The following is a 23,025-nucleotide window of genomic DNA, read 5'->3' as shown; positions in this document are numbered from 1 at the left end:
CCCTTGCGCCCGATGAGCCAGATTACGCGCTGTCCCGCCTGCACCACGCTGTTCAAGGTCGTTGATGACCAGCTCAAGGCGGCGCAAGGCTGGGTGCGCTGCGGACAGTGCGGCGACGTGTTTGAAGCTCCCCTGCACCTGGTGCCGGGCGAGGCCGGCGGGCCGGGCATGCCTCCCGATGCGTCCGGGTCTGCGCCGGTTCAGGAGGAACTGGTGAAGGCGAGCGATGCCCTGACGGAGCCGGTGCATGTGGAACCCGTCTGGCAACCCTTTGCGCAGGGCGCTCAGGCAACCCTGATCAATGCGCAGCCAGAACCGCAGGGACGGCAAGATCCGGTATTCACCGCCAATGCCTATGGTTCCAGCTTGAATGAGACTGAACTGGCGGATGTTCCGGCGCAAGCGCCTGACGTTCCACCTTCTCCCGCCGAAGAGCCCGAGGCAACGCCCGAAGTCGCTTTTGTCCGCGAAGCGCGGCAAAACGACTTCTGGACATCACCCCTGGTCCGCGCCTTGCTGGGCCTGATGGGCCTGGCATTGCTGGCCGCATTGATGCTGCAATGGGTGGTCCGGCAAAAAGACGCTCTGGCCGCGCACGAGCCCCGGCTCGCACCGATGCTGCAGGCGCTTTGCCGGCCGCTGGGCTGCCAAATCCGGCCCTTGCGACGCATCGAATCGCTGGTGATTGAGCATGCCAGCTTCAGCAAGACCGGCCCCGATGCCTACCGCCTGAGCTTCGTTTTCCGCAATACCGGCGATGCGCTCATCGAAATCCCCGCGCTCGAAGTCACGCTCATCGACAGCCAGGACGAGTTGCTGGTGCGCCGCGTGGTGATGCCGGCGCAGTTCGGCGCCACCGGGGTCACACTGGCGGCGCATGCCGAACTGGCTGGCGCCTTGTCCCTGAAAGTCTCCAGCGGTGGCGCCCCAGGGGCTTCATCGCCAGCGCAAGCCGGCTTCCTGCCGGTGGCTGGCTACCGTATCCTGGCTTTTTATCCCTGAAAACTGAAATGAGAACTGAATGTCTTCTGTAATTTGCGGCTCGCTGGCCTTTGACACCATCATGAGTTTCGAGGGCCGGTTTGCCGAGCAGATACTGCCCGACCAGCTACACATCCTGAACGTGTCGTTTCTGGTGCCCGCGCTGCGCCGTGAGTTTGGCGGCTGCGCCGGCAACATTGCCTACAGCCTCAAGCAACTCGGCGGCTCGCCGCTGCCGATGGCCACGGTGGGCAGCGACGGCACCGACTACCTGGCGCGCATGAAGGCGCAAGGCATCAGCACCGAATTCGTGCGCGAAGTCGATGACCTCTACACCGCGCAGGCGATGATCATGACCGACCGCGACAACAATCAGATCACGGCTTTTCACCCCGGCGCGATGATGCAGGCGCATATCAGCCGGATCGAGGCGCGCAGCGACATCCGGCTGGGCATCATCTCGCCCGATGGCCGCGACGCCATGCTGCAGCATGCCGAACAGTTCAAGGCCGCCGGCATTCCCTTCGTCTTTGATCCGGGACAGGGCCTGCCGATGTTCGACGGCCCCGAACTGGCGCATTTCGTCGAGCTGGCCTCCTGGGTGACGGTCAACGACTACGAAGGCCGGATGCTGTGCGACCGCACCGGCCTGTCGTGCGCCGAATTGTCCAAGCGTGTGCTGGGCCTGGTGGTGACGCTGGGCGCCGAAGGCTGCGAGGTCTGGGTCGATGGCGAAAAAACCGTGGTGCCGCCGGTCAAGGCCGAGGCGGTGGTTGATCCGACGGGCTGCGGCGATGCGTTTCGCGGTGCGCTGCTGTTCGGACTGGAGCAGGGTTGGTCGCTGGCTCGTTGCGCGGTGCTGGGCAACCGGGTGGGCGCGCACAAGATCGCCAGCCGTGGCGGGCAGAATTACACGCTGGATTTAGATGAAATCAGTGCTTTGCGCAATACCAGCGGGCACTGATAGCTATTAAATTGCTAGCATTTGGATTTTTATCCCGCCGTGCGCGGGCCGGTCAGGCGAACTCCCGGCTGAATTGAAAAAGCCCGACATCTTGCGACATCGGGCTTGATGCATCAGGCGCGCAAGACTTAAGGCTTGCTGCCTTTTGGGAAGGGCCAGGAGGCTTGCGGATTGATGGTGGTCTGGGCCGTCGGCGTCGAGCTGGCTGCGGGCGTTTTGGCCGCCGGTTTTTTCTCGGCTTTTTCGGCTTTCACTGCTTTTTTGGCGGCCGGCTTTTTTACGGCTTTGGCAGTGTCGGCTGTCGTCTTGGCCGCAGCCTTTTTAGCGGCCGGTTTTTTGGCTGCCGGTTGTGGGGCGGCTGCTTCTGGAGCGGCTGGCTTTTCAGCTGCTGCTTTTTTGGCAGGCGCCTTTTTGGCCGGGGCTTCCTTGATGGCCGGTTTTGGAGCGGTCACTTTTTCAGCGACCACTTTTGGGGCTGCTGCTTTTTTGGCAGGCGCTTTGGCGGGGGCTTTTGCAGCTACTTTTACCGCTGTTTTTGCAGCTGTTTTTGCAGCTGTTTTTTTAGCCGCCGGCTTTGGGGCCGCCGCCGTTTCAGCCGGTGCCACCGATGCTGGTGCCGCCGTTACTTTTTTTGCCGGTGCTTTCGCAGGAGCGGCTTTTTTTGCCGCTGGTTTTTTCGCAGTTGCCATGGTTTTCTCCTCGATCAGGTTGCAAAAAGCACTTCGCTTGGGGTGTAGTGGGCGAAGCGATTCGCAGCATTGGGCCTTCGGGTCACCGGGCTCCATGCCGCGAACACAGGAGCAACGGTCCCTGCGCACTCTTGGGTGCGGGCATGGAGCGTTGCGAATTTCAAAATCATTGTTATGTGGGCTGTGTGCTTTTTGTCAATCTTGCGCTGTCAATCCCAGGAGAGGGCGCCGCCAGACTGGTATTCAATCACACGGGTTTCAAAGAAGTTGCGTTCTTTTTTCAGGTCGATCATCTCGCTCATCCACGGGAACGGGTTTTCCTCGTTCGGGAACAGCGTCTCTAACCCGATCTGCGTGGCGCGGCGATTGGCGATGTAGCGCAAGTAGCCTTTGAACATGGATGCGTTGAGGCCCAGCACGCCGCGCGGCATGGTGTCCTCGGCGTAGCGGTATTCGAGTTCGACGGCCTTCATGAACAGGGCGTTGATCTCGGCCTTGAACTCGGCGGTCCAGAGCTGCGGGTTTTCGAGCTTGAGCTGGTTGATCAGGTCGATGCCGAAGTTGCAGTGCATCGACTCGTCACGCAGGATGTACTGGTACTGCTCGGCCGCGCCGGTCATCTTGTTTTGCCGGCCCAGCGCCAGGATCTGCGTGAAACCGACATAGAAGAACAGGCCTTCCATCAGGCAGGCAAACACGATCAGCGACTTGAGCAGGGTCTGGTCGGACTCCAGGGTGCCGGTCTTGAAGCCGGGGTCGGAAATCGCTTCAATGAACGGGATCAGGAACTGGTCCTTGTCCTTGATGGACTGCACTTCGTTGTAGGCGTTGAAGATCTCGCCCTCGTCCAGGCCCAGCGACTCGGTGATGTACTGGTAGGCATGGGTGTGGATGGCTTCCTCGAACGCCTGGCGCAGCAGGAACTGGCGGCATTCGGGCGCGGTGATGTGGCGGTAGGTGCCTAGCACGATGTTGTTGGCGGCGAGTGAATCGGCCGTCACGAAAAAGCCGAGGTTGCGCATGACCAGGCGGCGTTCATCGTCGCTCAGGCCGTTCGGGTCTTTCCACAGCGCGATGTCGCGCGTCATGTTGACTTCCTGCGGCATCCAGTGGTTGGCGCAGGAGGCCAGGTATTTTTCCCAGGCCCATTTGTACTTGAACGGCACCAGCTGGTTGACGTCGGTCTGGCCGTTGATGATGCGTTTGTCGGAGGCCTTGACGCGCTTGGCTTTGGCAGGGATTTCGTGGGTATCCAGCGGTGGCGCGGAGGCCATGAAAGAGGGCGTCGGGAGGTCCGCTGAGCGGCTGGCTGGCAGGTCGCTGGGGAGGGGGGTCTGCAACGATGGTGTGACTTCTTCGTCCCAGGTCAACATAGAGAATTCCAATACTTCGGGATTATGAAAGCAGCGATGAAAAATGAAAAGCGTTCATTCACACCGCTACGAATTTTATGGCTCAATGCATCGGTTTTTTGCATTGAACGCGCAGTGAATCGTGCGAAAAATGGCTATTGCGCGATTCACTGCTTGTTTATTGGCAAGCCTCGCAACCCGGATCGTCAATCGCGCAAAATTTGATGTCGGTCGCGGGCGTTGCGCTCATCTGGGCCTGCGCTGCAGCGGCGGCCTTGTCAATCGCGCTCATGCCCAACATGGCTGCTGCAGGAGCGGACGACACCGAGTTCATCTTGCCCGCCTGAACGGTTGATTTTTCGGCGTGCGTGGCGCTCTGGGTGCGCAGGTAATAGGTGGTTTTCAGGCCGCGTACCCAGGCCAGCTTGTAGGTCTCGTCGAGCTTCTTGCCCGACGCGCCGGCCATGTAGATGTTCAGCGACTGCGCCTGGTCTATCCATTTCTGGCGGCGCGATCCGGCTTCGACCAGCCACGAGGTTTCGATTTCAAACGCCGTTGCATACAGCGCCTTGATATCATTCGGAACCCGGTCGATGGGGCGCAGCGAGCCGTCGAAATGCTTCAGGTCAACGACCATCACATCGTCCCACAGGCCGAGCTTTTTCAGATCGCGCACCAGGTAGTGGTTGATTACGGTGAATTCGCCCGACAGGTTGGATTTGACCGACAGGTTGCCAAAGCAGGGCTCGATGCAGGCATCGACGCCGATGATGTTGGAAATAGTCGCGGTCGGGGCAATCGCCACGCAGTTGGAGTTGCGCATGCCGTCCGTGGCGATTTTCTGGCGCAGGGCGTCCCAGTCGAGCGTCGCGGAACGGTCCACTTCGACATAGCCGCCGCGCTCCTTGGCCAGCATGTCCAGCGTGTCGAGCGGCAGGATGCCCTGGTCCCAGAGCGAGCCTTTGTAGCTTTCGTACTGGCCGCGTTCCCTGGCCAGTTCGGTGGAGGCCCAGTAAGCGTGGTAGCAGATCGCTTCCATCGAGGTGTCGGCGAATTCAACGGCGGCCTGCGATGCGTAAGGCACGCGCAGTTCGTACAGGCAGTCCTGGAAGCCCATCAGCCCCAAGCCGACCGGGCGATGCCGCATGTTGGAGTGGCGTGCCTTTTCCACGGCGTAGTAGTTGATGTCGATCACGTTGTCCAGCATGCGCATGGCCGTGGTGATGGTTTTCTTCAGCTTGTCGTGGTCGAGCGCGCCATCCTTCAGATGCTGGACCAGGTTGATCGAGCCGAGGTTGCAGACGGCCGTTTCGGTCGCGCTGGTATTCAGGGTAATTTCGGTACACAAGTTGGACGAATGCACCACGCCGGCATGCTGCTGCGGCGAGCGGATGTTGCAGGCATCCTTGAACGTGATCCAGGGGTGGCCGGTTTCAAACAGCATCGACAGCATCTTGCGCCACATGTCGGTGGCCTGCAGTTTGCGCGAGGGCTTGAGTTCGCCGCGCTCGGCGCGCGCTTCATAGGCGACGTAGGCCTTTTCAAAGTCCTGGCCGAACTTGTCGTGCAGGTCGGGCGTGTCGGACGGCGAGAACAGCGTCCAGCTGCCTTTTTCCATCACGCGGCGCATGAACAGGTCGGGAATCCAGTTCGACGTGTTCATGTCGTGCGTGCGGCGGCGGTCGTCGCCGGTGTTTTTGCGCAGCTCCAGGAATTCCTCGATGTCCAGGTGCCAGGTTTCGAGGTAGGCGCAGACGGCGCCCTTGCGTTTTCCACCTTGATTTACCGCTACAGCCGTGTCATTCACCACCTTCAGGAAGGGCACCACGCCTTGCGATTCGCCGTTGGTGCCCTTGATGTGCGCGCCCATGGCGCGCACTGGCGTCCAGTCATTGCCCAGGCCTCCGGCAAACTTGGACAGCAGGGCGTTTTCCTTGATGGCGTCGTAGATGCCGCCCAGGTCGTCGGCAACCGTCGTGAGGTAGCAGGACGACAGCTGCGAGCGCAGGGTGCCGGCATTGAAGAGCGTCGGCGTGCTCGACATGAAGTCGAACGACGACAGGATTTCGTAGAACTCGATGGCGCGTGCTTCGCGGTCGGTTTCGTTCAGCGACAGGCCCATGGCCACGCGCATGAAGAACGCCTGCGGCAACTCGATGCGCTGCTTGCGGATGTGCAAGAAGTAGCGGTCGAACAGCGTCTGCAGGCCGAGGTAGTCGAACTGCAGGTCGCGCTCGGGCTTGAGCGCCGCACCCAGGCGGGCCAGGTCGAACTGCTGGAGTTTTTCGTCGAGCAGCTCGTTTTTGATGCCCTTGGCGATGAATTCAGGGAAATACGTGACATAGCGGACAGCCATGGCTTCGTGGCTGATTTCCTCGTCCAGGACTTCCTTGCGGATGGTGTGCAGCAAGAGGCGCGCGGTGGCGTAGGTGTAGTCGGGGTCTTTTTCGATCAGCGTGCGGGCTGCCAGGATGGACGCCTTGTAAACCTCTTCGATGGGCACGCCGTCGTACAGGTTGCGCATGGTTTCCGAAACAATCGGGTCGGGCTTGACATCGGTGCCGAGGTTGGCGCATGAGGCCTCGATCAGCGCCTGCAGGTTGCGGAGATCCAGCGCAACCCGTTTGCCGCCGTCCATGACATGAAGCTGCGGCAGGGCAGGCGTCTGGGCCTGCAGCTGCCGGGCGCGTTCCTGGTTGTGCTTTTCGCGGTACAGCACGTAGGCCCGGGCGATTTCGTGGTGACCGCCGCGCATCAGGCCGAGTTCAACCTGGTCCTGCACATCCTCGATGTGGAAGGTGCCGCCGCTGGGGCGTGAACGCATCAGGGCGCGAACGACGGCCTGGGTCAGGGTATCGACGGTTTCGCGCACGCTGGCCGAGGCCGCGCCCTGGGTGCCGTGCACGGCCAGGAAAGCCTTCATCATGGCGACGGCAATCTTGCTGGGCTCGAATGCAACGACGGAGCCGTTGCGGCGAATGATCTGGTAGTTGGCCAGCGCGCCGGATGCCGGCGTGGCGTGAATTGAATTGCTGGCCGGAACGCCGGATGAAAGGGGCACGGCATAAGGTGCTGTTTGCATGATTTCCTCTTGTAGTTGGCTAGGGGTGGGCAGCGGCTGTGTGGGCTCAGGGAAGACTCGGACTCTGCAGAAAACAAGTTCTTCGAATGACTGGATTCTCTTCGTTACAGTGGCCGGATCGTGTCAACCTGATGGATGCTTAGGCACTACAGCTAGTGCCTGAAGGGGCTGGAGCCACTACAGGTAGTGTATCGCTGCCTTGCCCGGCTGTCGGTTTTGAGGGATTTTTTATTATTGTTACGGTTGCTTTCAGGCCGCCAGTTTTTCTCCGGACCGGCGTTTATGCCTGATGAAACAAGGCTGCGCAAAAAAAATCCAGCACTGGTGCGGCCTGCCGCAGGTTTTGGCCTGCAAACGCTTGCGGGGCTTGGACGAGCGTGCCTGATGTGAACTGATTCGGCAGTTGTTTCAGGAGGTTTTAGGGAAATACCTATCCGGCAAGGCCAGGGAGTTTTGCAGCAAAATCCAGTCAAATCCGCTTCCCGGGTCCAGTTTGCGGCCGGGGGCAATGTGTTCATGCCCGGCAATATGCGCCACCGGATAGGCCTGAAGGAGGGCTGCGCACAAGCCGGCCAGTGTTTCGTACTGGAGCGCTTCAAAGGTGCTGCCTTCAAGGCCTTCGAGTTCAATGCCGATGGAGTCGTCGTTGCACTGGCTTCGCCCCCGGTAAGCGGACTGGCCGGCATGCCAGGCACGGTCATCGCAGCCGACGAATTGCCACAGCGCGCCGGTGCGGGTGATAAAAAAGTGCGCCGAGACCTGCAGGCCACGGATGCCCTGGAAGTAGGGATGCGCTTGCCAGTCAAGCTGGTTGGTGAACAGGCGCTGGACGTTGCCGTTGCCAAATTCACCGGGCGGCAGGCTGATGGAATGAATCACGACCAGGTCAATCCGCGCGCCGGCAGGTCGCGGACCGAAGTTGGGTGACGCCAGTGCGCGGGCATGGCGATACCAGCCGCCTTCCTGCCACAAGCTTGAGGCCGCTGAAATGGCTGGCTCAGGCAAAGTCATCAAGGGTCTCGGCCGCATCGTCATGGCCGGGTGTCGTGATTCCCAGGCGCGCAATACGGTAGCGGATCTGGCGCAGGCTCAGGCCCAGCCGGGTGGCTGCAGCCGTGCGGTTGAAGCCGGTTTCCTGCAGCACCTTGGTCAGGATGCTGCGCTCCTGCTGGTCCAGGAAGTTTTGCAGATTCTCGGGTACGACCACCACCTCCTCGGGCGGCGCATCAACCTGCAGCAGGCTGTCTTCGCCCAGGGCGACGGCCCGGTGCAGGATGTTCTCCAGTTCGCGGACGTTGCCGTTGAGGGGCAGCGAACGCAGTTGCGCGATCACCGCCGGGCTCAACTCGGGCATGTCCAGGCCGGACTCATTGCAAATTCTTGCCAGCAGGGCGTTGCACAGTGCCGGCAGGTCGTCCAGCCGCTCGCGCAGTGGCGGCACCACGACCTCGATCACATTGAGCCGGTAGTACAAATCCTGGCGAAAGGTACCCGCCTCGACGCCTGCCGCCAAGTCCTTGTGGGTGGCGCTGACGATGCGCACATCGACGGTTTCTTCCTGCGGCGAGCCCAGCGAACGCACGGTGCGCTCCTGGATGGCCCGCAGCAGCTTGGACTGCATGGCCAGCGGCAGGTCGCCAATCTCGTCAAGAAACAGCGTGCCGCCCTTGGCCGCCTGGAAATAGCCCTGCCGGTCCTGCGCTGCGCCGGTGTAAGCACCTTTGCGGGCGCCAAAGAACTCGGCTTCAAGCAGGTTTTCGGGAATCGCACTGCAGTTGACCGCCACGAACGGGCTGGCCGCGCGATGGCTGCAGCCATGCACGGCGCGCGCCACCAGTTCCTTGCCGGTGCCGGACTCGCCGCGTATCAGCACCGGCGCCATGCTGCCGGCCACCTTGACGATGCGCGACTTCACGGCCCGCATCACGGGCGATTCGCCGACCAGCTTTTGCAGCATGGTTGCGGCATCGGCCGGTTTGCCAGGGCTGGTCATCGCCATGCGGGCTTCGCCCTTCGGCAGAGCCACACCGAGATTGGTGGTTTCCTGTATGGCCGAGGCCACGACACTTCGGAACTGCTTGAGGTCAACCGGCTTGGTCAGGTAGTCAAACGCGCCTGCCTTGAGCGCCTCCACCGCATTTTCGGCCGAGCCATGGGCCGTGATGACCACGCAGCGCTCCGAACGGTGCTGTGCCGCCAGGTCGCGCAGCAGTTCAAGCCCCAGCCCGTCGGGCAGGCGCATGTCGGTGATGACGGCATCAAAACGCTGCGCCTTGAGGTGTTCGCGCGCCTGCTGCAGATCTCCGGCCGCCTCGACCCGGTAGCCTTGCCGAAGCAGCGTCAGCTCGTACAGGGTGCGCAGGTCCGGCTCGTCATCAATGATCAGGATGCGGGCAGGTAGTAATGCAGGTGCTTGCGGATTCATGGGTTTTCAGACAAGGACGTTATCCAGGCAGGGCAGCTCGGCACTCAGGAACTGTGACGCCGGCCGGAACATGATGAAAAATTCATTCCCCTGGGTGTCTTCGCGCAGCACACGCTGGTAACCGATCAGGGCGCCGTAGCGCTCGCACAGTTCGCGGCAGATATAAAGCCCCAGCCCGCTGGAGCGGCTTTCGGATGAGAAAAAAGGCTCGAACAGGTGCGTCTGGACGGTTTCCTCAAGCGGCTGCCCATCGCTCCATACCGCCAGCTTGGCCTGGCCCGGGGCCATCAGGCGGGTGCTCACCTCCAGGGCCTGGGCCGAGCCGCTGGCGTAGCGCAGGGCATTGTCCAGCAGGTTGACCATCAGGCGGCGCAAATGGTCGTCGTCAAAGCAGACTGCCGCGTTGCCGGTGTCGGTGCTGATGCGCAGTTGTGCGGATGCTGCGTTTTGCCGGGCCCAGTCGTTGGCAATGCGCCGGGTGGCCTCATCGAGCCGCAGGATCGTGGTCTGCGGTGCCGGAATTTGCTGCTGCGCCCGGGAAATGTTCAGCACTTCATCGACAATTTTGGCCAGGCGCTGGGCATTTTGCGCAATCATTCTGGAGAGCTGGCGCTGGCCGGCATCATGCAGGTCTTCTTCGAGCAGCGCATTGGCCTGCGAAATGGCGGCCAGCGGGTTGCGGATTTCATGCGCCACGGCAGCCGACATGCGCCCCATGGCGGCCAGTTTCTCGATGCGCACGCGCGCTTCCATTTCGCGCAGGTCTTCCAGAAACATCACGCACAGGCTTTCATGCAGGCCGTCCTTCGGAGCCGTCAGGCGCGAGCGAACCTGCAGTCTTCGGGTGTTGAGACCCGGATGGACCAGGCTGATATGGCCTTCCTGCGCGGACATCAGTGAAAAGGTGCGCTGCATCAACTCGGCCAGGGGTTGCCAGGCGGTTTGCGCGGCCAGCCTGAAAGGCGCCGGATACTGGCTATCGGGCGCGCCCAGCAAATGCCTGGCGGCGGGATTGGCCGAACGCACGATGCCGCCGGCATCCATCACCAGCACGCCTTCGGCCAGTGTGGCAACCACCAGTTCATTGACCTGGATCTGCATGCTGGCCACGGACTGGCTTTGCTTGAGGAGTTTTTCCTCGCGCGCCAGCCGCAGCGCCAGCTGGTTGGCCAGCAGGGCCACCAGGAAAAATCCGGAACCGCTCAGGGCTGCCTGCAAAAGGCGCGGATTCAGGTCGCCGGCGCCATGCATTGAGGTCCAGGAGGCATCGGCCAGCAGCAGCAGCGTGACGCTGGCCGCTGTGCCAAAAGCCAGCAAAATCGGCCCGAGTATCGAGGCCAGCAGCACCGGCAGCGCAAACAGCGGGGTGTAATTGATGCTGCTGGCCTGAAAAAAATTGAGCAGCGAGAATGCAATCACATCCACGCCAATGGTCAAAATCCACAGCCTGTCAAAGGTGCGGCCTGGCGGCCTGGGATGCGCCCAGAGCCGGACTGCCAGGGTCGAGCACAGGTAGGCGATGCATACCGCCAGCGTCCAGTGATTCAGCGGCGTGCCCAGGGCCTGCAGCGCTCCCTGCAGGATCACCAGCACGGCGGCGATGGCGACGCGGGCATCCATGAACACCCCCCACAGTCGCCCGAACGAGCCCTGTGAGGTTTCGGATTCCCAGGCACCGGCCGTTTTTGCCACGGTATGGCGCCAGAAAAACACTGGCAGCTTCATTCAGCCCCGGCCTCGCGGCGATGCGCCTCGCTGCAGTAAAAGCCGCCCTTGCCAATCAGGGCTTCAGACTTGGGCAGATGCACATGGCAGACCCCGCAAGCCACCATCTCCGTGATTTCTTTTCCTGCGGGCGCCTTGCCGGGGGAATGGCGCGGCTGCGCTGCATTTCTGTCCGCCTGCCGGTTGCTGCGCCAGAGCCAGAACACAAGCAGGACAAGGGCGATGACCAGCAGGTACTTCATGCCCGCCTCAGGATGACTTCAAGCACAAAGCGCGAACCGGCATAGCTCAGCAGCAGCAGTGCGGCGCCCAGGTAGAGCACGCGAACGGCTTTCAGGCCGCGCCAGCCCATGCGTGCGCGCCCGATCAGCAGACCCGCGAAGGCGGCCCAGGCCAGCAGTGAAAAAATCGTCTTGTGGTCCCACTTCCAGCCCAGGCCAGGGCCGTAAAGGGTTTCAGCAAACAGCCAGCCCACCAGCAAGGTGGCTGAAAGCAGCACAAAACCGGCCTCGACAAACCGGAAGGTCAGGCGTTCGAGCGTGAGCAAGGGAACCCCGGCATGGTTTTGCCCGGCCTGCCGGATGGAGCGCTCGGCCCTAACCATCAGCCAGCCATGCACGACGGCCGCCGCAAACAGGCCGTAAGAGGCAATGCCCAGGGCCCAGTGCAGCGGCAGCCAGGGCGATGCAATGACGTGGTAGCTGGTGCCCGGGAAAATCATGGCCAGAATAACGGCGGCGCTGCCCAGCCCGGCCAGCGCCCAGTGCGCCTGAAGCTGCGGAAACAGGCGGCGTTCGACCGCATATACCGTCAGCACCAGCCAGACCGTCATCGACAGCGCGGGCGCAAAGCCAAAGCGCGGCGGCGTGCCCAGCAGGGCCTCGACCAGGGTCACCGCATGCAGCCCCCAGGCGGCCAGCAGCAGGCCGCGCAGCGCGCCCTCGCCCAGACGGGGAGTTGCCAGTGCAAGGACTGCATAGGCTGTGGCCGCGCCTGCCGCTGCCGCAAGACCCCATCCATCGCTGAAAGCTAAAATCATGGCTAGAGTTTAGCGCCTGGCCAGGTCTTTTCTGGCCTTTGGCTCCCCGCAGCGCCCCGTTTCAGGACACCACTTCATGGCTACAGCCCTTACCGACAAGTTATCCCGCCTCGTCAAGGAAATGCGCGGCCAGGCCCGCATCACCGAATCCAATGTGCAGGACATGCTGCGCGAAGTCCGCATGGCGCTGCTGGAGGCCGACGTGGCCCTGCCGGTGGTGCGCGACTTCATTGCCCGCGTCAAGGAAAAAGCGCTGGGCCAGGAGGTGATGGGCTCGCTCTCGCCGGGCCAGGCGCTGGTCGGCATTGTCAGCAAGGAACTGGCCGCCACCATGGGCGAGGGCGTGAGCGACATCAACCTGGCCGCGCAGCCGCCCGCCGTCATCCTGATGGCCGGCCTGCAGGGCGCGGGCAAGACCACGACCACCGCCAAGCTGGCCAAGCACCTGATTGAAAAGCGCAAGAAAAAGGTTCTGACGGTTTCTGGCGACGTGTACCGGCCGGCCGCCATCGAGCAGCTCAAGGTCGTCACGAAGCAGGCCGGGGCCGAATGGTTTCCGAGCACGCCCGACCAGAAGCCGGCCGACATCGCCCGCGCCGCGCTCGACTACGCCAAGCGGCATTTCTTCGACGTGCTGCTGGTCGATACCGCCGGCCGGCTGGCGATTGACGAAGCCTTGATGAATGAAATCAAGGAACTGCACGCCATCCTCAAGCCGATTGAGACGCTGTTCGTGGTCGATGCCATGCAGGGCCAGGATGCGGTCAACACGGCCAAGGCCTTCAAGGAAGCGCTGCCGCTGACCGGCATCATCCTGACCAAGACCGATGGCGACTCGCGCGGCGGCGCGGCGCTGTCGGTGCGCCAGATCACCGGCGCGCCGATCAAGTTCTCGGGCACCAGCGAAAAACTCGACGGTCTGGAGGTGTTTGACGCCGAGCGCCATGCCGGCCGCATCCTGGGCATGGGCGACATCGTCGCGCTGGTCGAGCAGATGGCGTCGGGCGTGAACATGGCCGAGGCGCAAAAGCTCGCCGCCAAGATCAAGTCCGGCGACGGCTTTGACCTCAACGATTTTCTGAGCCAGCTGCAGCAGATGAAGAGCATGGGGGGCCTGTCCAGCCTGCTCGACAAGCTGCCAACGCAAATGGCCGCCAAGGCCGGCTCCATCGACATGGACAAGGCCGAAAAAGACATGAAGCGCAAGGAGGGCATCATTTTGAGCATGACGCCGCTGGAGCGGCGCAAGCCCGAACTCATCAAGGCGACGCGCAAGCGCCGCATCGCCGCCGGCTCGGGCGTGCATGTTCAGGAGGTCAACCGCCTGCTGAATGAATTTGAGCAGATGCAGGGCATGATGAAAAAGATGAAGGGCAGCGGCATGATGAAGATGATGAAGCGCATGGGCGGCATGAAGGGGATGCCGAAGTTCTGAAGTGCCGGTTTTTTAAGCAAGAACAGGTGTTTGCGCAATGACTACGGGCGCAAGCAGCTATCTTTTTGATAGTTGCTTGCGCCCGTCGGCGTTTCAGGACTGGTTGCGCTTCAGGCCGCTTTGAGCCTCGGCTTGGGCTGGCTGGCGTGCAGCCAGGCGCGGCGCAGCACGGCTGGCGAGCGGGTTTCTTCCGGGATCAACAGGTAGTTCTGCGCGCGCATCGCGGTGCCCACGCCGACCTTGCTGGTCAGCACGGTCATCGGAATCGACAGCAGCAGCGGCAGGCCGACCGGCAGCAGCCAGACCAGCGCGCTGGCGTCGATCATCGCGATGCCGGCGGCCAGCGCCACGACCACGCCGCTCATCGGCGCGAGTTGCCCCAGCGCATGGCGCCATGGCACGGCGGCGGCTTCGCGCGGAGGCGATTTCCAGTCCAGCTTCAGGCCGGTCAGCGCAACGACGACAAACAGCGAATGCGCCAGCATGCGGATCGGCGCCTGCAGCAGGGCAACCAGGGTTTCCAGCAGCGCGCTGCGCAGCAGGCTGGCGGTGCCGCCATAGGCCTGCTGCTGGCGATTGAGCAGGATGGCGGCAATGCCCAGGATGCGCGGCAAAAACAGCATGCACAGCGTCCAGGCCCAGAGCGACACTAGCTCGCCGGGCAGCACGGCCCAGTCGCTGACCATCGGCGAACCCGACAGCCACAGCGCCGTGCCCATCGTCATGAAGCACAGCCACAGCGGCGCCGACAGGTAGGCCATGGCGCCGGTGGCAAACATCGAGCGGTGCACCGGGTGGATGCCGGGCTCGGCGATCAGGCGCGAGTTCTGCAGGTTGCCCTGGCACCAGCGGCGGTCGCGCTGCAACTCGGCCAGCAAATCGGGCGGCTGCTGCTCGTAGCTGCCGATCAGGTCGGCGACCAGCCAGACGTGGTAGCCGGCGCGGCGCATCAGCGCGGCTTCGACGAAATCGTGCGACATGATGCTGCCGGCCATGCCGCCCGTGCCCAAGATGCGCGCCAGCGCGCAATGCTGCATGAAAGGCTCGATGCGGATGATGGCGTTGTGGCCCCAGTAGTGGGACTCGCCCATCTGCCAGAACTGCATGCCCAGCGTGAACAGGCGGCCGGTCACGCGCGAGCCGAACTGCTGCGCGCGCGCATGCAGCGTCACGTGGCCGATGGCCTGGGTGGCGGTCTGGATGATGCCGGCGGTCGGGTTGGCTTCCATCAGCTTGACCATCGAGACCAGGCAGTCGCCGCTCATCACGCTGTCGGCGTCCAGCACCACCATGTAGCGGTAGTCCTTGCCCCAGCGGCGGCAGAAGTCGGCCACGTTGCCGGCCTTGCGGTCGGTGCGGCGCTTGCGAAGGCGGTAATAGACCTCGATCTGCGGCTGGTCGCTGGACTGGTTGATATTGCTGGCCAGCTGGCCGCGCAGGGCTTCCCAGGCGGCGCGTTCGGCCTGGATGATGGCCGGGTCGTTGCTGTCGGACAGCACGAACACGTCGAAATTGCGCACATGGCCGCTCAGCGCGACCGATTCGCAGGTGGCGCGCAGGCCGGCGAACACGGTGCGCACGTCTTCATTGCAGATCGGCATGATGATGGCGGTGCGCGTGGACGGGTCCAGCGTGTGGTGCTGGACCTTCTTGGCCGACAGCGTGTGCGCGTCGCCGAACAGCGTGACGTAAAAACCCATCATCGCCGTCATGAAGCCGGTCACGACCCAGGCCGACAGCAGGGCGAACAAGGCCAGCTGGCCGTATTCCAAAAAGGCATTGTCGTAGTCGGGCTGCATGTCGGCAAAGAGCGCCGTGGCCAGCACCGTGCTGACCAGCGTCAGCAGCATGAACACCGTCCGGCGGCGCTTGGCCGCGTGTTGCCACGGCTCCATGGCATGGACCGATGCCTGCCTTGGAGTTGCCCGGCTGCTCAGTTTCACCACCGGCCACAGTGCGGCCGCGCCCAAGCTGTTCCAGAACCCCCGCCACGGGCGCGGCGCCATCGAGCCCCGATGCACCGGCGGCGCCGTGACGGCATTCGGGTGACGTTCTTCACGCAGCAGGCTGCGCCGATTCAGTTTGTGATCAGGTTGGTCCATGTTTCGCTCAGGGTTTGTTGGTTGTGTTGGAGAAAGGCACGCAGTTCAATCGGCTGGACCGGCTCGGCGGCGTTGGCCGGTTTGAGCCGCTCGACCCGCAGGGTCATGCGCCAGGCGCCGGTGGCCGGATTGCGGTAGGCCAGGCTTTCGACCACGCGGGCGTTGGCGCTGGCGGTCGTGATGGCCTCGACCTTGGCGCCTTCAGGCAGGGCATCCAGGGCCGGGCCGGCAAAGTCGATGACAAACTGGACCTGCTGGCCCAGCGCGTCGGCGCCGGGCTTGCTGTAGCCGATGCCCCGGCGCGATTGCGTCACCCAGCCATTGGGCGGCAACTGCTGGGTTTTGCCCTGCCAGGCGATCTGGTAGGCCAGGTCGAGCGGCTGGCCGGCTGCCGGCATTTTTTCGGGCACCCAGTAAGCGGCCACGTTGTCGTGGGTTTCGTCGGGCGTGGCGAATTGCAGCAGCTCGACGCGGCCGGCGCCAAAATCGTTCAGCGGCGTCACCCAGGCGCTGGGACGCTGTTCGTAGCGCGCCTCGGTGTCTTCGTAGCTGCGAAAAGCCCGGTCGCGCTGCATCAGGCCAAAGCCCTTGAGGCTCTTCATGCTGAACGAGGTCACCAGCGGCGACGCCGGGTTTTGCAGCGGGCGCCAGAGCCATTCACCGTCGCCGGTGGCGACCATCAGGCCGTCCGAGTCATGCACCTCGGGCCGGAAGTCGCCGGGACGCGGCTGGTTCTCGCCAAAGAAAAACATGCTGGTCAGCGGTGCCAGGCCGAGCGTGGTCACCGGCTTGTCGCTAGCCCGCATAAAGATGCGTGCATGCACCTCGGTGACGGTCTGCTCGCCCGGCTTCACGTCAAAGCGGTAGGCGCCGGTCATGCGCTCCGAATCCATCAGGGCATAAACAGTCAGCGGTGCGCCTTCGGTGGCGGGCTTTTCCAGCCAGTAGTCGGTGAAGCGCGGAAACTCTTCCTTGGGGCCTGCCGTGTCCACCGCCAGGCCGCGCGCCGACAGGCCGTAAAGCTGTCCGGAGCCCAGCGCGCGGAAGTAGCTGGCGCCCGAGAAAACGATCAATTCGTCCTTGTAGGTCGGCGAATTCAGGTTGCTGAAGAAGCGCACGCCGCCGTAGCCCAGGTCACCCCAGCTCTTGGGCGACAGATTGTTCTTGCCGAAGTTGAACTTGGCCGGGTCATACGGCACGCGCTTGACGCCCGCCGCCGTGATTTCATTGACGCGGACCGCGTCGCCATGGCGGCCGACGTGGAAAAAGTTGGCTTCGTAGGCCAGCTTGTCGGCGCGCCACAGCGTGCTGTCCGGCTTGAAGCGGATGTCGCGGTAGTCGTCGTATTCCATTTTGGCCAGCTCGGCCGGCACCGCGTGTGAAGCTTCCTTGAAAGGGGTTTTGGCACGCTGGCCGGCGAGTTTGGCGACATCTTCCAGGCTCCAGGCCAGGGCCTGGCCGCTACCGAGTGCCAGCACGGCCGCGCAGGCCAGGGCGGAAAAAGACGCCCGCAAGGGCAGCCCGCCGGCAGGTTTGAAACGATAAAAAAAAGCTTGCATGCCATCACTAGGGCAAACCCTGTGCCAGCTTGAAAAAACCTTTTTAAATCAATGACTTGGAAGCACAATGGAAATATTTTCGACAAAAATGGCCGAAAAACGGGCGAAAACCCCGGGTTTTGTCGCCAGCCAACGACAACATTCCTGTCTGTTTTTAAAAATCCTTTTAAATCAAGGACTTAGCTTGTCGCCAGAAAGCGACTCAATCTGCGGAAGGCTGTGTGCTGTCGGCCTTGAAGTGGCCCGGAGTGAGGCCGTGCTTTTGCATCAGGCGGTAAAACTCGGTGCGGTTGCGGTCGGCCAGCCGGGCGGCGTCGGCCACGTTGCCATCGGTGAGCTTGAGCAGGCCGACCAGGTAGTCGCGCTCGAAACGCTGTTTGGCCTCGGCAAAGGTCAGCACCTGGATGCTCGGCGAGCGCAGGGCGCGCTGCACCAGCGCCAGCGGCACCAGCGGCGTGGTCGAGAGGGCGCAGACCTGCTCGACCACGTTGTAGAGCTGGCGCACATTGCCCGGCCAGGCGGCGGTGGTCAGCGCCTTGAGCGCTTCCGGGGCAAAGCTGCTCAGGCGCTTGTCGTACTTGGCCGCCAGCGTGACCAGGAAATGGTTGGCCAGCAGCGCGATGTCCTCGCGGCGTTCGGACAGCGGCGGCAGCGTCAGGGTCACGACATTGAGCCGGTAGTACAGGTCGGCGCGGAAGTCCCCGGCCGCCATGGCCGCGTCCAGGTCGCGGTGCGTGGCCGAGATGATGCGCACATCGACAGCAATCGACTGGCTGGCGCCCACCGGCCGGACCTCGTGCTCCTGCAGCACGCGCAGCAGCTTGACCTGCAGCGCGGGCGGCATGTCGCCGATCTCGTCGAGCAGCAGCGTGCCGCCATCGGCCGCCTGGAACAGCCCCTTGTGGTTGCTGACCGCGTCGGTGAAGGCGCCCTTGACATGGCCGAACAGTTCGGATTCAAGCAGCGCCTCCGGAATGGCGCCGCAGTTCACCGCGATGAAAGGCTTGGCGGCGCGCGCGCTGGCCTGGTGAATCGCCTGGGCCAGCAGTTCCTTGCCGGTGCCGCTTTCGCCGCGCAGCAGCACGCTGGCGTCGGATGTGGCCACCATGCGCGCTTCGGCCAGGACCTCGGCCATGCGGCTGGAGCGGCTGATGATGCGGGTTTGCCAGGCTTCAGGGCTGCCCTGCCGGGCCGGGTTGACTGGCGCGCTCAGCAACAGTGCTTCGGCAATCTTGCCCTCCAGCGCCTTGCCGTCGAACGGCTTGGTCAGGTAGGTGAAGACGCCGCGCTCGGTGGCCTCGACCGCATCGGGAATGGTGCCGTGCGCGGTCAGCAGGATCACCGGCAGCGAAGGATGGCGGGCGCGGATGTCATCGAACAGCGCCAGCCCGTCCTTGCCGGGCAGGCGCACATCGCTCAGCACCAGCTGGGGCCGATGAAGCTGCAGTTCGGTCAGCGCGGCCTCGGCCGAGGTGACGGCCGTGACGCGGTAGCCCGCCGCTGTGAGCCGCATGGTCAGCAGGCGCAGCATGTCGGCGTCGTCATCGACGACCAGCAGGCTGGGCGCTGCCGGGTTGGGCGCTTCGCTCATGGCGCGGGCGCCGGCGTGCGGTTGCGGCTGGCGGGCGCCGAAGCGGCCGGAGATGCGGGTGAAGGCGAGCGGCTGGTCAGGCTGCGCTCAATCGCCTTGAGCGCCTCCAGTCTTTCGTTGGTCTGGTCCAGCCGGCGCTGGACTTCGCGGGTTTGCTGGTTCTGCTTGTCCAACTGGTCTTCAAGGCGGCGCTGCTCGCCATAGCGCGCCGCGAGCAGTCGGGCCAGCGGGTGCAGGGCCTGCGCTTCGGCATCGGTGTTGGCGAGCAGGCGGGTTAGCAGTTCCTGCGCCCGTATCAGCTCCGGCGTCTGGCGCAACTGGGCCAGCGCCAGGGCCAGTTGCAGCTGGTTGGCGGGGATGTAGGCATTGCCCAGCCGCGCCACTTCCTGGTTCAGCTCGGCGCTGGACAGGCTGCGAATCCGGTCCGCATAGGCCAGTACCCGGGTGACAGCTGCGTTGTCGGAGGCGGGCGCCGTGCCGGCCGAAGGCGCGGACGGCACGGCGTTGCTGGCGGTGGCGGCGGCTGCTGCGGCGTTGCTGCTGCTGGCAGCGGACGCGGGCAGGGCTGGTTTTTCGGGCGTTGACGGCTTGGCGCTGCTGGGGGCCTGGACCAGCGTGCAGGCCCCCAGCAAGGCCGCCGCCAGGGTGATGCCTGAAGCCATCAGGCCGATCCGGCCGCGGCGCGCAAAAAAATCAGCTTTTATAAACATGGGGAAACTCTATTCTGAAATGGGTGCCCGTTTCTTGCGGCAACAACTCGATGCGTCCGCCGTGCGCGGCAATGTATTCGTGCACGATGGACAGGCCGATGCCGCTGCCGCGAACGCCATCCTTGGGCTGGCGCTCGCCCCGGTAAAAGGGCTCGAAAATTCGCTCCCGGTCGGCTGGTGCAACCCCGACGCCCTGGTCCCGGATGTCGATATGAACCAAGCCGGGCTGCTGGCTCAGCGCCAGTTCAATGGTACCTTTGAGCGGCGAGTAGCGGATGGCGTTGGACAGCAGGTTGGCCAGCGCGGTGCCTATTTTTTCCGGGTCCACTTCCATCTTGAGCGGCTCGCCGCTGATGTTGACCGTCAACTCCCGGGCGCGCCACTGCAGGCGCTGCGCATCCACCTGGTCTTCGATCAGCTGCAGCAGGTCAATCGTCTGCCGGTGCAGCTGGCGCGCCTCGAAAGCCGCCGTGTTGAAGCGCAGCAGGTCCTCGATCTGGCTTTGCAGCACGCCGGTGTTGTGCTTGAGGATCTGGGCGATTTCGCGCTGGTCGTGGCTCAGCGGACCGGCCACGCCGTCTTCCAGCAGCGACACGCCTTCGCGCAGCGAGGCCAGCGGGGTTTTGAGTTCATGCGAGATGTGGCGCAAAAAGCGCGACTTGTCGGCGTCGAGTTCGCTAAGGCGCAGCCGCAGCCAGTTCAGCCGCTCGCCGACCAGCGCCAGGTCGGCCGGGCCGTGGATGGCAATCACCTGGTCGAGCCGGTTTTCGCCCAGGCCGATGATGGCGTTTTCCAGCCGCTTCAGGGGCCGGGTGAACCACACGCCGAAGGCCAGCGCCATGAAGACGGTCAGCACGATGGCCCAGGTCACCTGCTGCGCCAGGTGCTGGCGGCTGGTCTCTAACTTTTCCTGCAGCGACTGGTTGCGCTGCTGGATGGTTTGCTGCACCTGCATGGCAATGGCGGTATTGATGCCTTCGAGTTCGCGAAATTCCTGCGTCAGCTGGTGTTCGCGCTCCAGCGCGGTGTCCGGCGGGCCGGTCAGCAGGTCCAGCATGGTGTCCAGGTGCGTGCGCCACGGCTGCGCCTTCGCGGCGGGAATGTCTTCGCGGGCCAGGCGGGTGAGGATGCTGGTCGCATCGCGGGCTTCGTCCCGGAAGCGTTGCCGCAGGACGCGGTCATCGAGCACCACCGACTGCCGCGAGCTGCGCTCCATCGACAGGCTGCGCTCGCGCAGCGACTGCGCCGCGCCGCTCAGGTCGAGCGCGCGCGCCGCGTTGTCGCGGCTTTGCACGGTCAGGTCCTGCAGCGCGAACAGCGCGCGCAGCGACGCGGCGCCCAGCAGCACGGCAATCAGCAGGAAGGCAATCACCAGCAACTGCCGGAACGAAAACCGCTGCAGCATGGGCTTGGGGGTTGGGCGCAAGGCGGCGGGCTTAGGCCGCAACCGTGTCGTCCTGCGTCAGGACTTCGCCGCGCAGCGAGCGCTGGCTGGCCTCGGTAATGCGCACATCGACCATCTGGCCGATCAGGCGCGGCTGGCCTTTCAAAATCACGACCCGGTTGCATTCGGTGCGGCCCATCAGCTCGCTGGCGTCCTTGCGCGCCGTGCCTTCGACGAGGATGCGCTGAACCGTGCCGAGCCGGCTGGCGCTGATGGCGCGCACGCTGTCGTCGAGCGTCGCCTGCAGGTGCTGCAGGCGCTTGAGCTTGACCTCGTGCGGCGTGTCGTCGGCCAGGTTGGCGGCCGGTGTGCCGGGGCGCGGGCTGAAGATGAAGCTGAACGAGGTGTCGTAGCCGACATCGTTCACCAGCTTCATCAGCTTTTCAAAATCGTCCTCGGTCTCGCCCGGAAAGCCGACGATGAAGTCGCTGCTCATCGCCAGGTCGGGCCGGATGGCGCGCAGCTTGCGGATGGTGCTCTTGTATTCCATGGCGGTGTAGCCGCGCTTCATCGCCATCAGGATGCGGTCCGAGCCGTGCTGCACCGGCAAATGCAGGTGGTTGACCAGCTTGGGCAATGTGGCGTAGGCATCGATCAGGCGCTGGGTGAATTCGTTCGGGTGGCTGGTGATGTAGCGGATGCGCTCGATTCCGGGAATCTCGGAGACATATTCGAGCAGCGTCGCAAAGTCGGCGATTTCGGCCGTGCCGCCCATGCTCCCGCGATAGGCGTTGACGTTCTGGCCCAGCAGCGTGACTTCCTTGACGCCCTGGTCGGCCAGCCCGGCGACTTCGACGAGCACGTCCTCGAACGGCCGCGAGACTTCCTCGCCGCGCGTGTAGGGCACGACGCAGTAGCTGCAGTACTTGGAGCAGCCTTCCATGATGCTGACGAAAGCGCTGGCGCCCTCGACGCGCGCCGGCGGCAGGTGGTCGAACTTCTCGATCTCGGGAAAGCTGATATCGACCTGCGGTTTGCCGAGCCGGGCGCGGCTGGCCAGCAGCTGCGGCAGGCGGTGCAGCGTCTGCGGGCCGAAGACCACATCGACATACGGCGCGCGCTGGATGATGGCCTCGCCTTCCTGGCTGGCGACGCAGCCGCCGACGCCGATCAGCACGCCCTTGGCCTTCAAATGCTTGACACGGCCCAGGTCGCTGAAGACCTTTTCCTGCGCCTTTTCGCGCACCGAGCAGGTGTTGAACAAAATCAGGTCGGCTTCGTCGATGTTTTGCGTGTTCTCGTAGCCCTCGGCGGCATGCAGCACGTCGCTCATCTTGTCCGAGTCGTACTCGTTCATCTGGCAGCCGAAGGTTTTGATAAAGACTTTTTTGGGCATGATACGCTACTGAATTAATAGCTGATTGCGCCCGTGGACAGTGCGCAAAAGGCTTGTTTGATTGATAAATTCGGGGAAATAAGGGCTGGCCGGCTTGCGGCTGCGCGTCATTGCGCGTTGGTGGTCGCCGAGATGGTGCCTGGCGCGTCCGTGCTGCTGCCAAAGCTGAACCACGAGGCCTTGCTGTTGGGTCGTTTCAGCTTGATTTCCTCGCTGTTGAGGATCCAGACCTCATGCACATTGCCGGCGCCTTCGCGCAGGTAGTTGACCGGCAGTTTCTGGTTGACCAGCGCGCCCGACAGGACCAGCCGGTTGTCGGCGTCGCGGATGCGCGAACCGACGGACAGCCGGTCGGCCTTGCCATCCAGCGTGATGGCTGGCGGTGCGGTCACGACCATTTCGCCGCGCAGGGCGGCAGCCGGAAATGTCCTGACGGCGGGCTTGAATTCGGTGGCGGTCTGCGCGCCGGCAGGCAGGGTGGCCAGCATGGCCGATGCGGCCAGAACGAAGACGAGGCTGAGGCGTTGCGGTGTGCAGCGGTTCATGGTGTGTGTCCAGAGGCTGTTGATGAAAACCGCTCATTATCTCAGG

The 23,025-nt window shown here is 63.5% G+C and carries 19 protein-coding genes; 4 read left to right on the top strand and 15 right to left on the bottom strand.

Annotated features, from left to right (window positions below; genetic code table 11):
- The first annotated feature begins 12 nt into the window (after positions 1–12).
- Both PNAP_RS16930 and PNAP_RS16925 read left to right on the top strand, forming a co-directional pair.
- Positions 13–1,002 (top strand): zinc-ribbon and DUF3426 domain-containing protein, encoded by a 990-nt coding sequence (locus tag PNAP_RS16930; protein WP_011802757.1) that lies wholly within the window; start codon positions 13–15, stop codon positions 1,000–1,002.
- A gap of 19 nt (positions 1,003–1,021) precedes the next feature.
- Positions 1,022–1,945: a carbohydrate kinase family protein gene (locus PNAP_RS16925; protein ID WP_011802756.1), complete on the top strand. Its 924-nt coding sequence runs from the start codon at positions 1,022–1,024 to the stop codon at positions 1,943–1,945.
- Between the two features lie 128 nt (positions 1,946–2,073).
- On the opposite strand, the gene PNAP_RS16920 is transcribed toward PNAP_RS16925, so the two are convergent.
- From PNAP_RS16920 to PNAP_RS16910, 3 genes are all read right to left on the bottom strand, one after another.
- Positions 2,074–2,634 carry a hypothetical protein gene (locus PNAP_RS16920; protein ID WP_011802755.1) on the bottom strand — a complete coding sequence of 187 codons (561 nt, stop codon included), beginning with the start codon at positions 2,632–2,634 and terminating at the stop codon, positions 2,074–2,076.
- A gap of 209 nt (positions 2,635–2,843) precedes the next feature.
- Positions 2,844–4,007: a ribonucleotide-diphosphate reductase subunit beta gene (locus tag PNAP_RS16915; protein WP_011802754.1), complete on the bottom strand. Its 1,164-nt coding sequence runs from the start codon at positions 4,005–4,007 to the stop codon at positions 2,844–2,846.
- Between the two features lie 157 nt (positions 4,008–4,164).
- Complete coding sequence (locus PNAP_RS16910; RefSeq protein WP_011802753.1) at positions 4,165–7,068, bottom strand: ribonucleoside-diphosphate reductase subunit alpha; 2,904 nt, start codon at positions 7,066–7,068, stop codon at positions 4,165–4,167.
- Between the two features lie 186 nt (positions 7,069–7,254).
- On the opposite strand from PNAP_RS16910, the gene PNAP_RS27115 reads away from it, so the two are divergent.
- A complete protein-coding gene (locus PNAP_RS27115) occupies positions 7,255–7,458 on the top strand; it encodes a hypothetical protein (RefSeq protein WP_157040313.1) in 204 nt (67 codons plus the stop codon).
- An 18-nt stretch (positions 7,459–7,476) separates the two neighbouring features.
- On the opposite strand, the gene ampD is transcribed toward PNAP_RS27115, so the two are convergent.
- The 5 genes from ampD to PNAP_RS16885 are packed head-to-tail and all read right to left on the bottom strand — an operon-like array spanning position 7,477 to position 12,257.
- Positions 7,477–8,079: a 1,6-anhydro-N-acetylmuramyl-L-alanine amidase AmpD gene (gene ampD / locus PNAP_RS16905; protein WP_011802752.1), complete on the bottom strand. Its 603-nt coding sequence runs from the start codon at positions 8,077–8,079 to the stop codon at positions 7,477–7,479.
- The gene (locus PNAP_RS16900; RefSeq protein ID WP_011802751.1) at positions 8,066–9,493 is read right to left on the bottom strand and encodes a sigma-54-dependent transcriptional regulator; all 1,428 of its coding nucleotides are present in this window, start codon (positions 9,491–9,493) and stop codon (positions 8,066–8,068) included. Before PNAP_RS16900 ends, ampD begins: the two co-directional genes overlap by 14 nt.
- Before the next feature lie 6 nt (positions 9,494–9,499).
- Positions 9,500–11,218: a sensor histidine kinase gene (locus PNAP_RS16895; protein ID WP_011802750.1), complete on the bottom strand. Its 1,719-nt coding sequence runs from the start codon at positions 11,216–11,218 to the stop codon at positions 9,500–9,502.
- Positions 11,215–11,460, bottom strand: coding sequence for a PP0621 family protein (locus PNAP_RS16890; protein WP_011802749.1), 246 nt, complete (start codon positions 11,458–11,460; stop codon positions 11,215–11,217). The genes PNAP_RS16895 and PNAP_RS16890 overlap by 4 nt, the downstream gene beginning before the upstream one ends.
- A complete protein-coding gene (locus PNAP_RS16885; RefSeq protein WP_011802748.1) occupies positions 11,457–12,257 on the bottom strand; it encodes a cytochrome C assembly family protein in 801 nt (266 codons plus the stop codon). The genes PNAP_RS16890 and PNAP_RS16885 overlap by 4 nt, the downstream gene beginning before the upstream one ends.
- Before the next feature lie 76 nt (positions 12,258–12,333).
- Here PNAP_RS16885 and ffh point away from each other — a divergent pair, with 76 nt between their 5' ends.
- The gene (ffh, locus tag PNAP_RS16880; RefSeq protein WP_011802747.1) at positions 12,334–13,692 is read left to right on the top strand and encodes a signal recognition particle protein; all 1,359 of its coding nucleotides are present in this window, start codon (positions 12,334–12,336) and stop codon (positions 13,690–13,692) included.
- 110 nt (positions 13,693–13,802) lie between these two features.
- Here ffh and mdoH read toward each other — a convergent pair whose 3' ends face one another.
- The 7 genes from mdoH to PNAP_RS16845 all read right to left on the bottom strand — a co-directional run bounded on the left by mdoH (position 13,803) and on the right by PNAP_RS16845 (position 22,979).
- Positions 13,803–15,794, bottom strand: coding sequence for a glucans biosynthesis glucosyltransferase MdoH (gene mdoH / locus PNAP_RS16875; RefSeq protein WP_041376771.1), 1,992 nt, complete (start codon positions 15,792–15,794; stop codon positions 13,803–13,805).
- Positions 15,770–17,353: a glucan biosynthesis protein G gene (locus tag PNAP_RS16870; protein WP_011802745.1), complete on the bottom strand. Its 1,584-nt coding sequence runs from the start codon at positions 17,351–17,353 to the stop codon at positions 15,770–15,772. The genes mdoH and PNAP_RS16870 overlap by 25 nt, the downstream gene beginning before the upstream one ends.
- 202 nt (positions 17,354–17,555) lie before the next feature.
- A complete protein-coding gene (locus PNAP_RS16865; protein ID WP_011802744.1) occupies positions 17,556–18,944 on the bottom strand; it encodes a sigma 54-interacting transcriptional regulator in 1,389 nt (462 codons plus the stop codon).
- Positions 18,941–19,654, bottom strand: a complete 714-nt coding sequence (locus PNAP_RS16860; RefSeq protein ID WP_011802743.1) for a hypothetical protein — start codon at positions 19,652–19,654, stop codon at positions 18,941–18,943. The genes PNAP_RS16865 and PNAP_RS16860 overlap by 4 nt, the downstream gene beginning before the upstream one ends.
- Positions 19,638–21,059 (bottom strand): ATP-binding protein, encoded by a 1,422-nt coding sequence (locus PNAP_RS16855; RefSeq protein ID WP_041376770.1) that lies wholly within the window; start codon positions 21,057–21,059, stop codon positions 19,638–19,640. The genes PNAP_RS16860 and PNAP_RS16855 overlap by 17 nt, the downstream gene beginning before the upstream one ends.
- Before the next feature lie 31 nt (positions 21,060–21,090).
- Entirely contained in the window at positions 21,091–22,434 is a 1,344-nt protein-coding gene (gene miaB, locus PNAP_RS16850; protein ID WP_011802741.1) for a tRNA (N6-isopentenyl adenosine(37)-C2)-methylthiotransferase MiaB, read from the bottom strand.
- A 107-nt stretch (positions 22,435–22,541) separates the two neighbouring features.
- On the bottom strand, positions 22,542–22,979 hold the full coding sequence (locus PNAP_RS16845; protein WP_011802740.1) for a hypothetical protein: 438 nt from the start codon (positions 22,977–22,979) through the stop codon (positions 22,542–22,544).
- Positions 22,980–23,025: the final 46 nt, after the last annotated feature.

Source organism: Polaromonas naphthalenivorans CJ2, from assembly GCF_000015505.1.
Classification (GTDB): Bacteria; Pseudomonadota; Gammaproteobacteria; order Burkholderiales; family Burkholderiaceae_C; genus Polaromonas; species Polaromonas naphthalenivorans.
The sequence above is the reverse complement of the archived record's forward strand: the minus strand, read 5'-3'. Positions and strand labels throughout refer to the sequence as shown.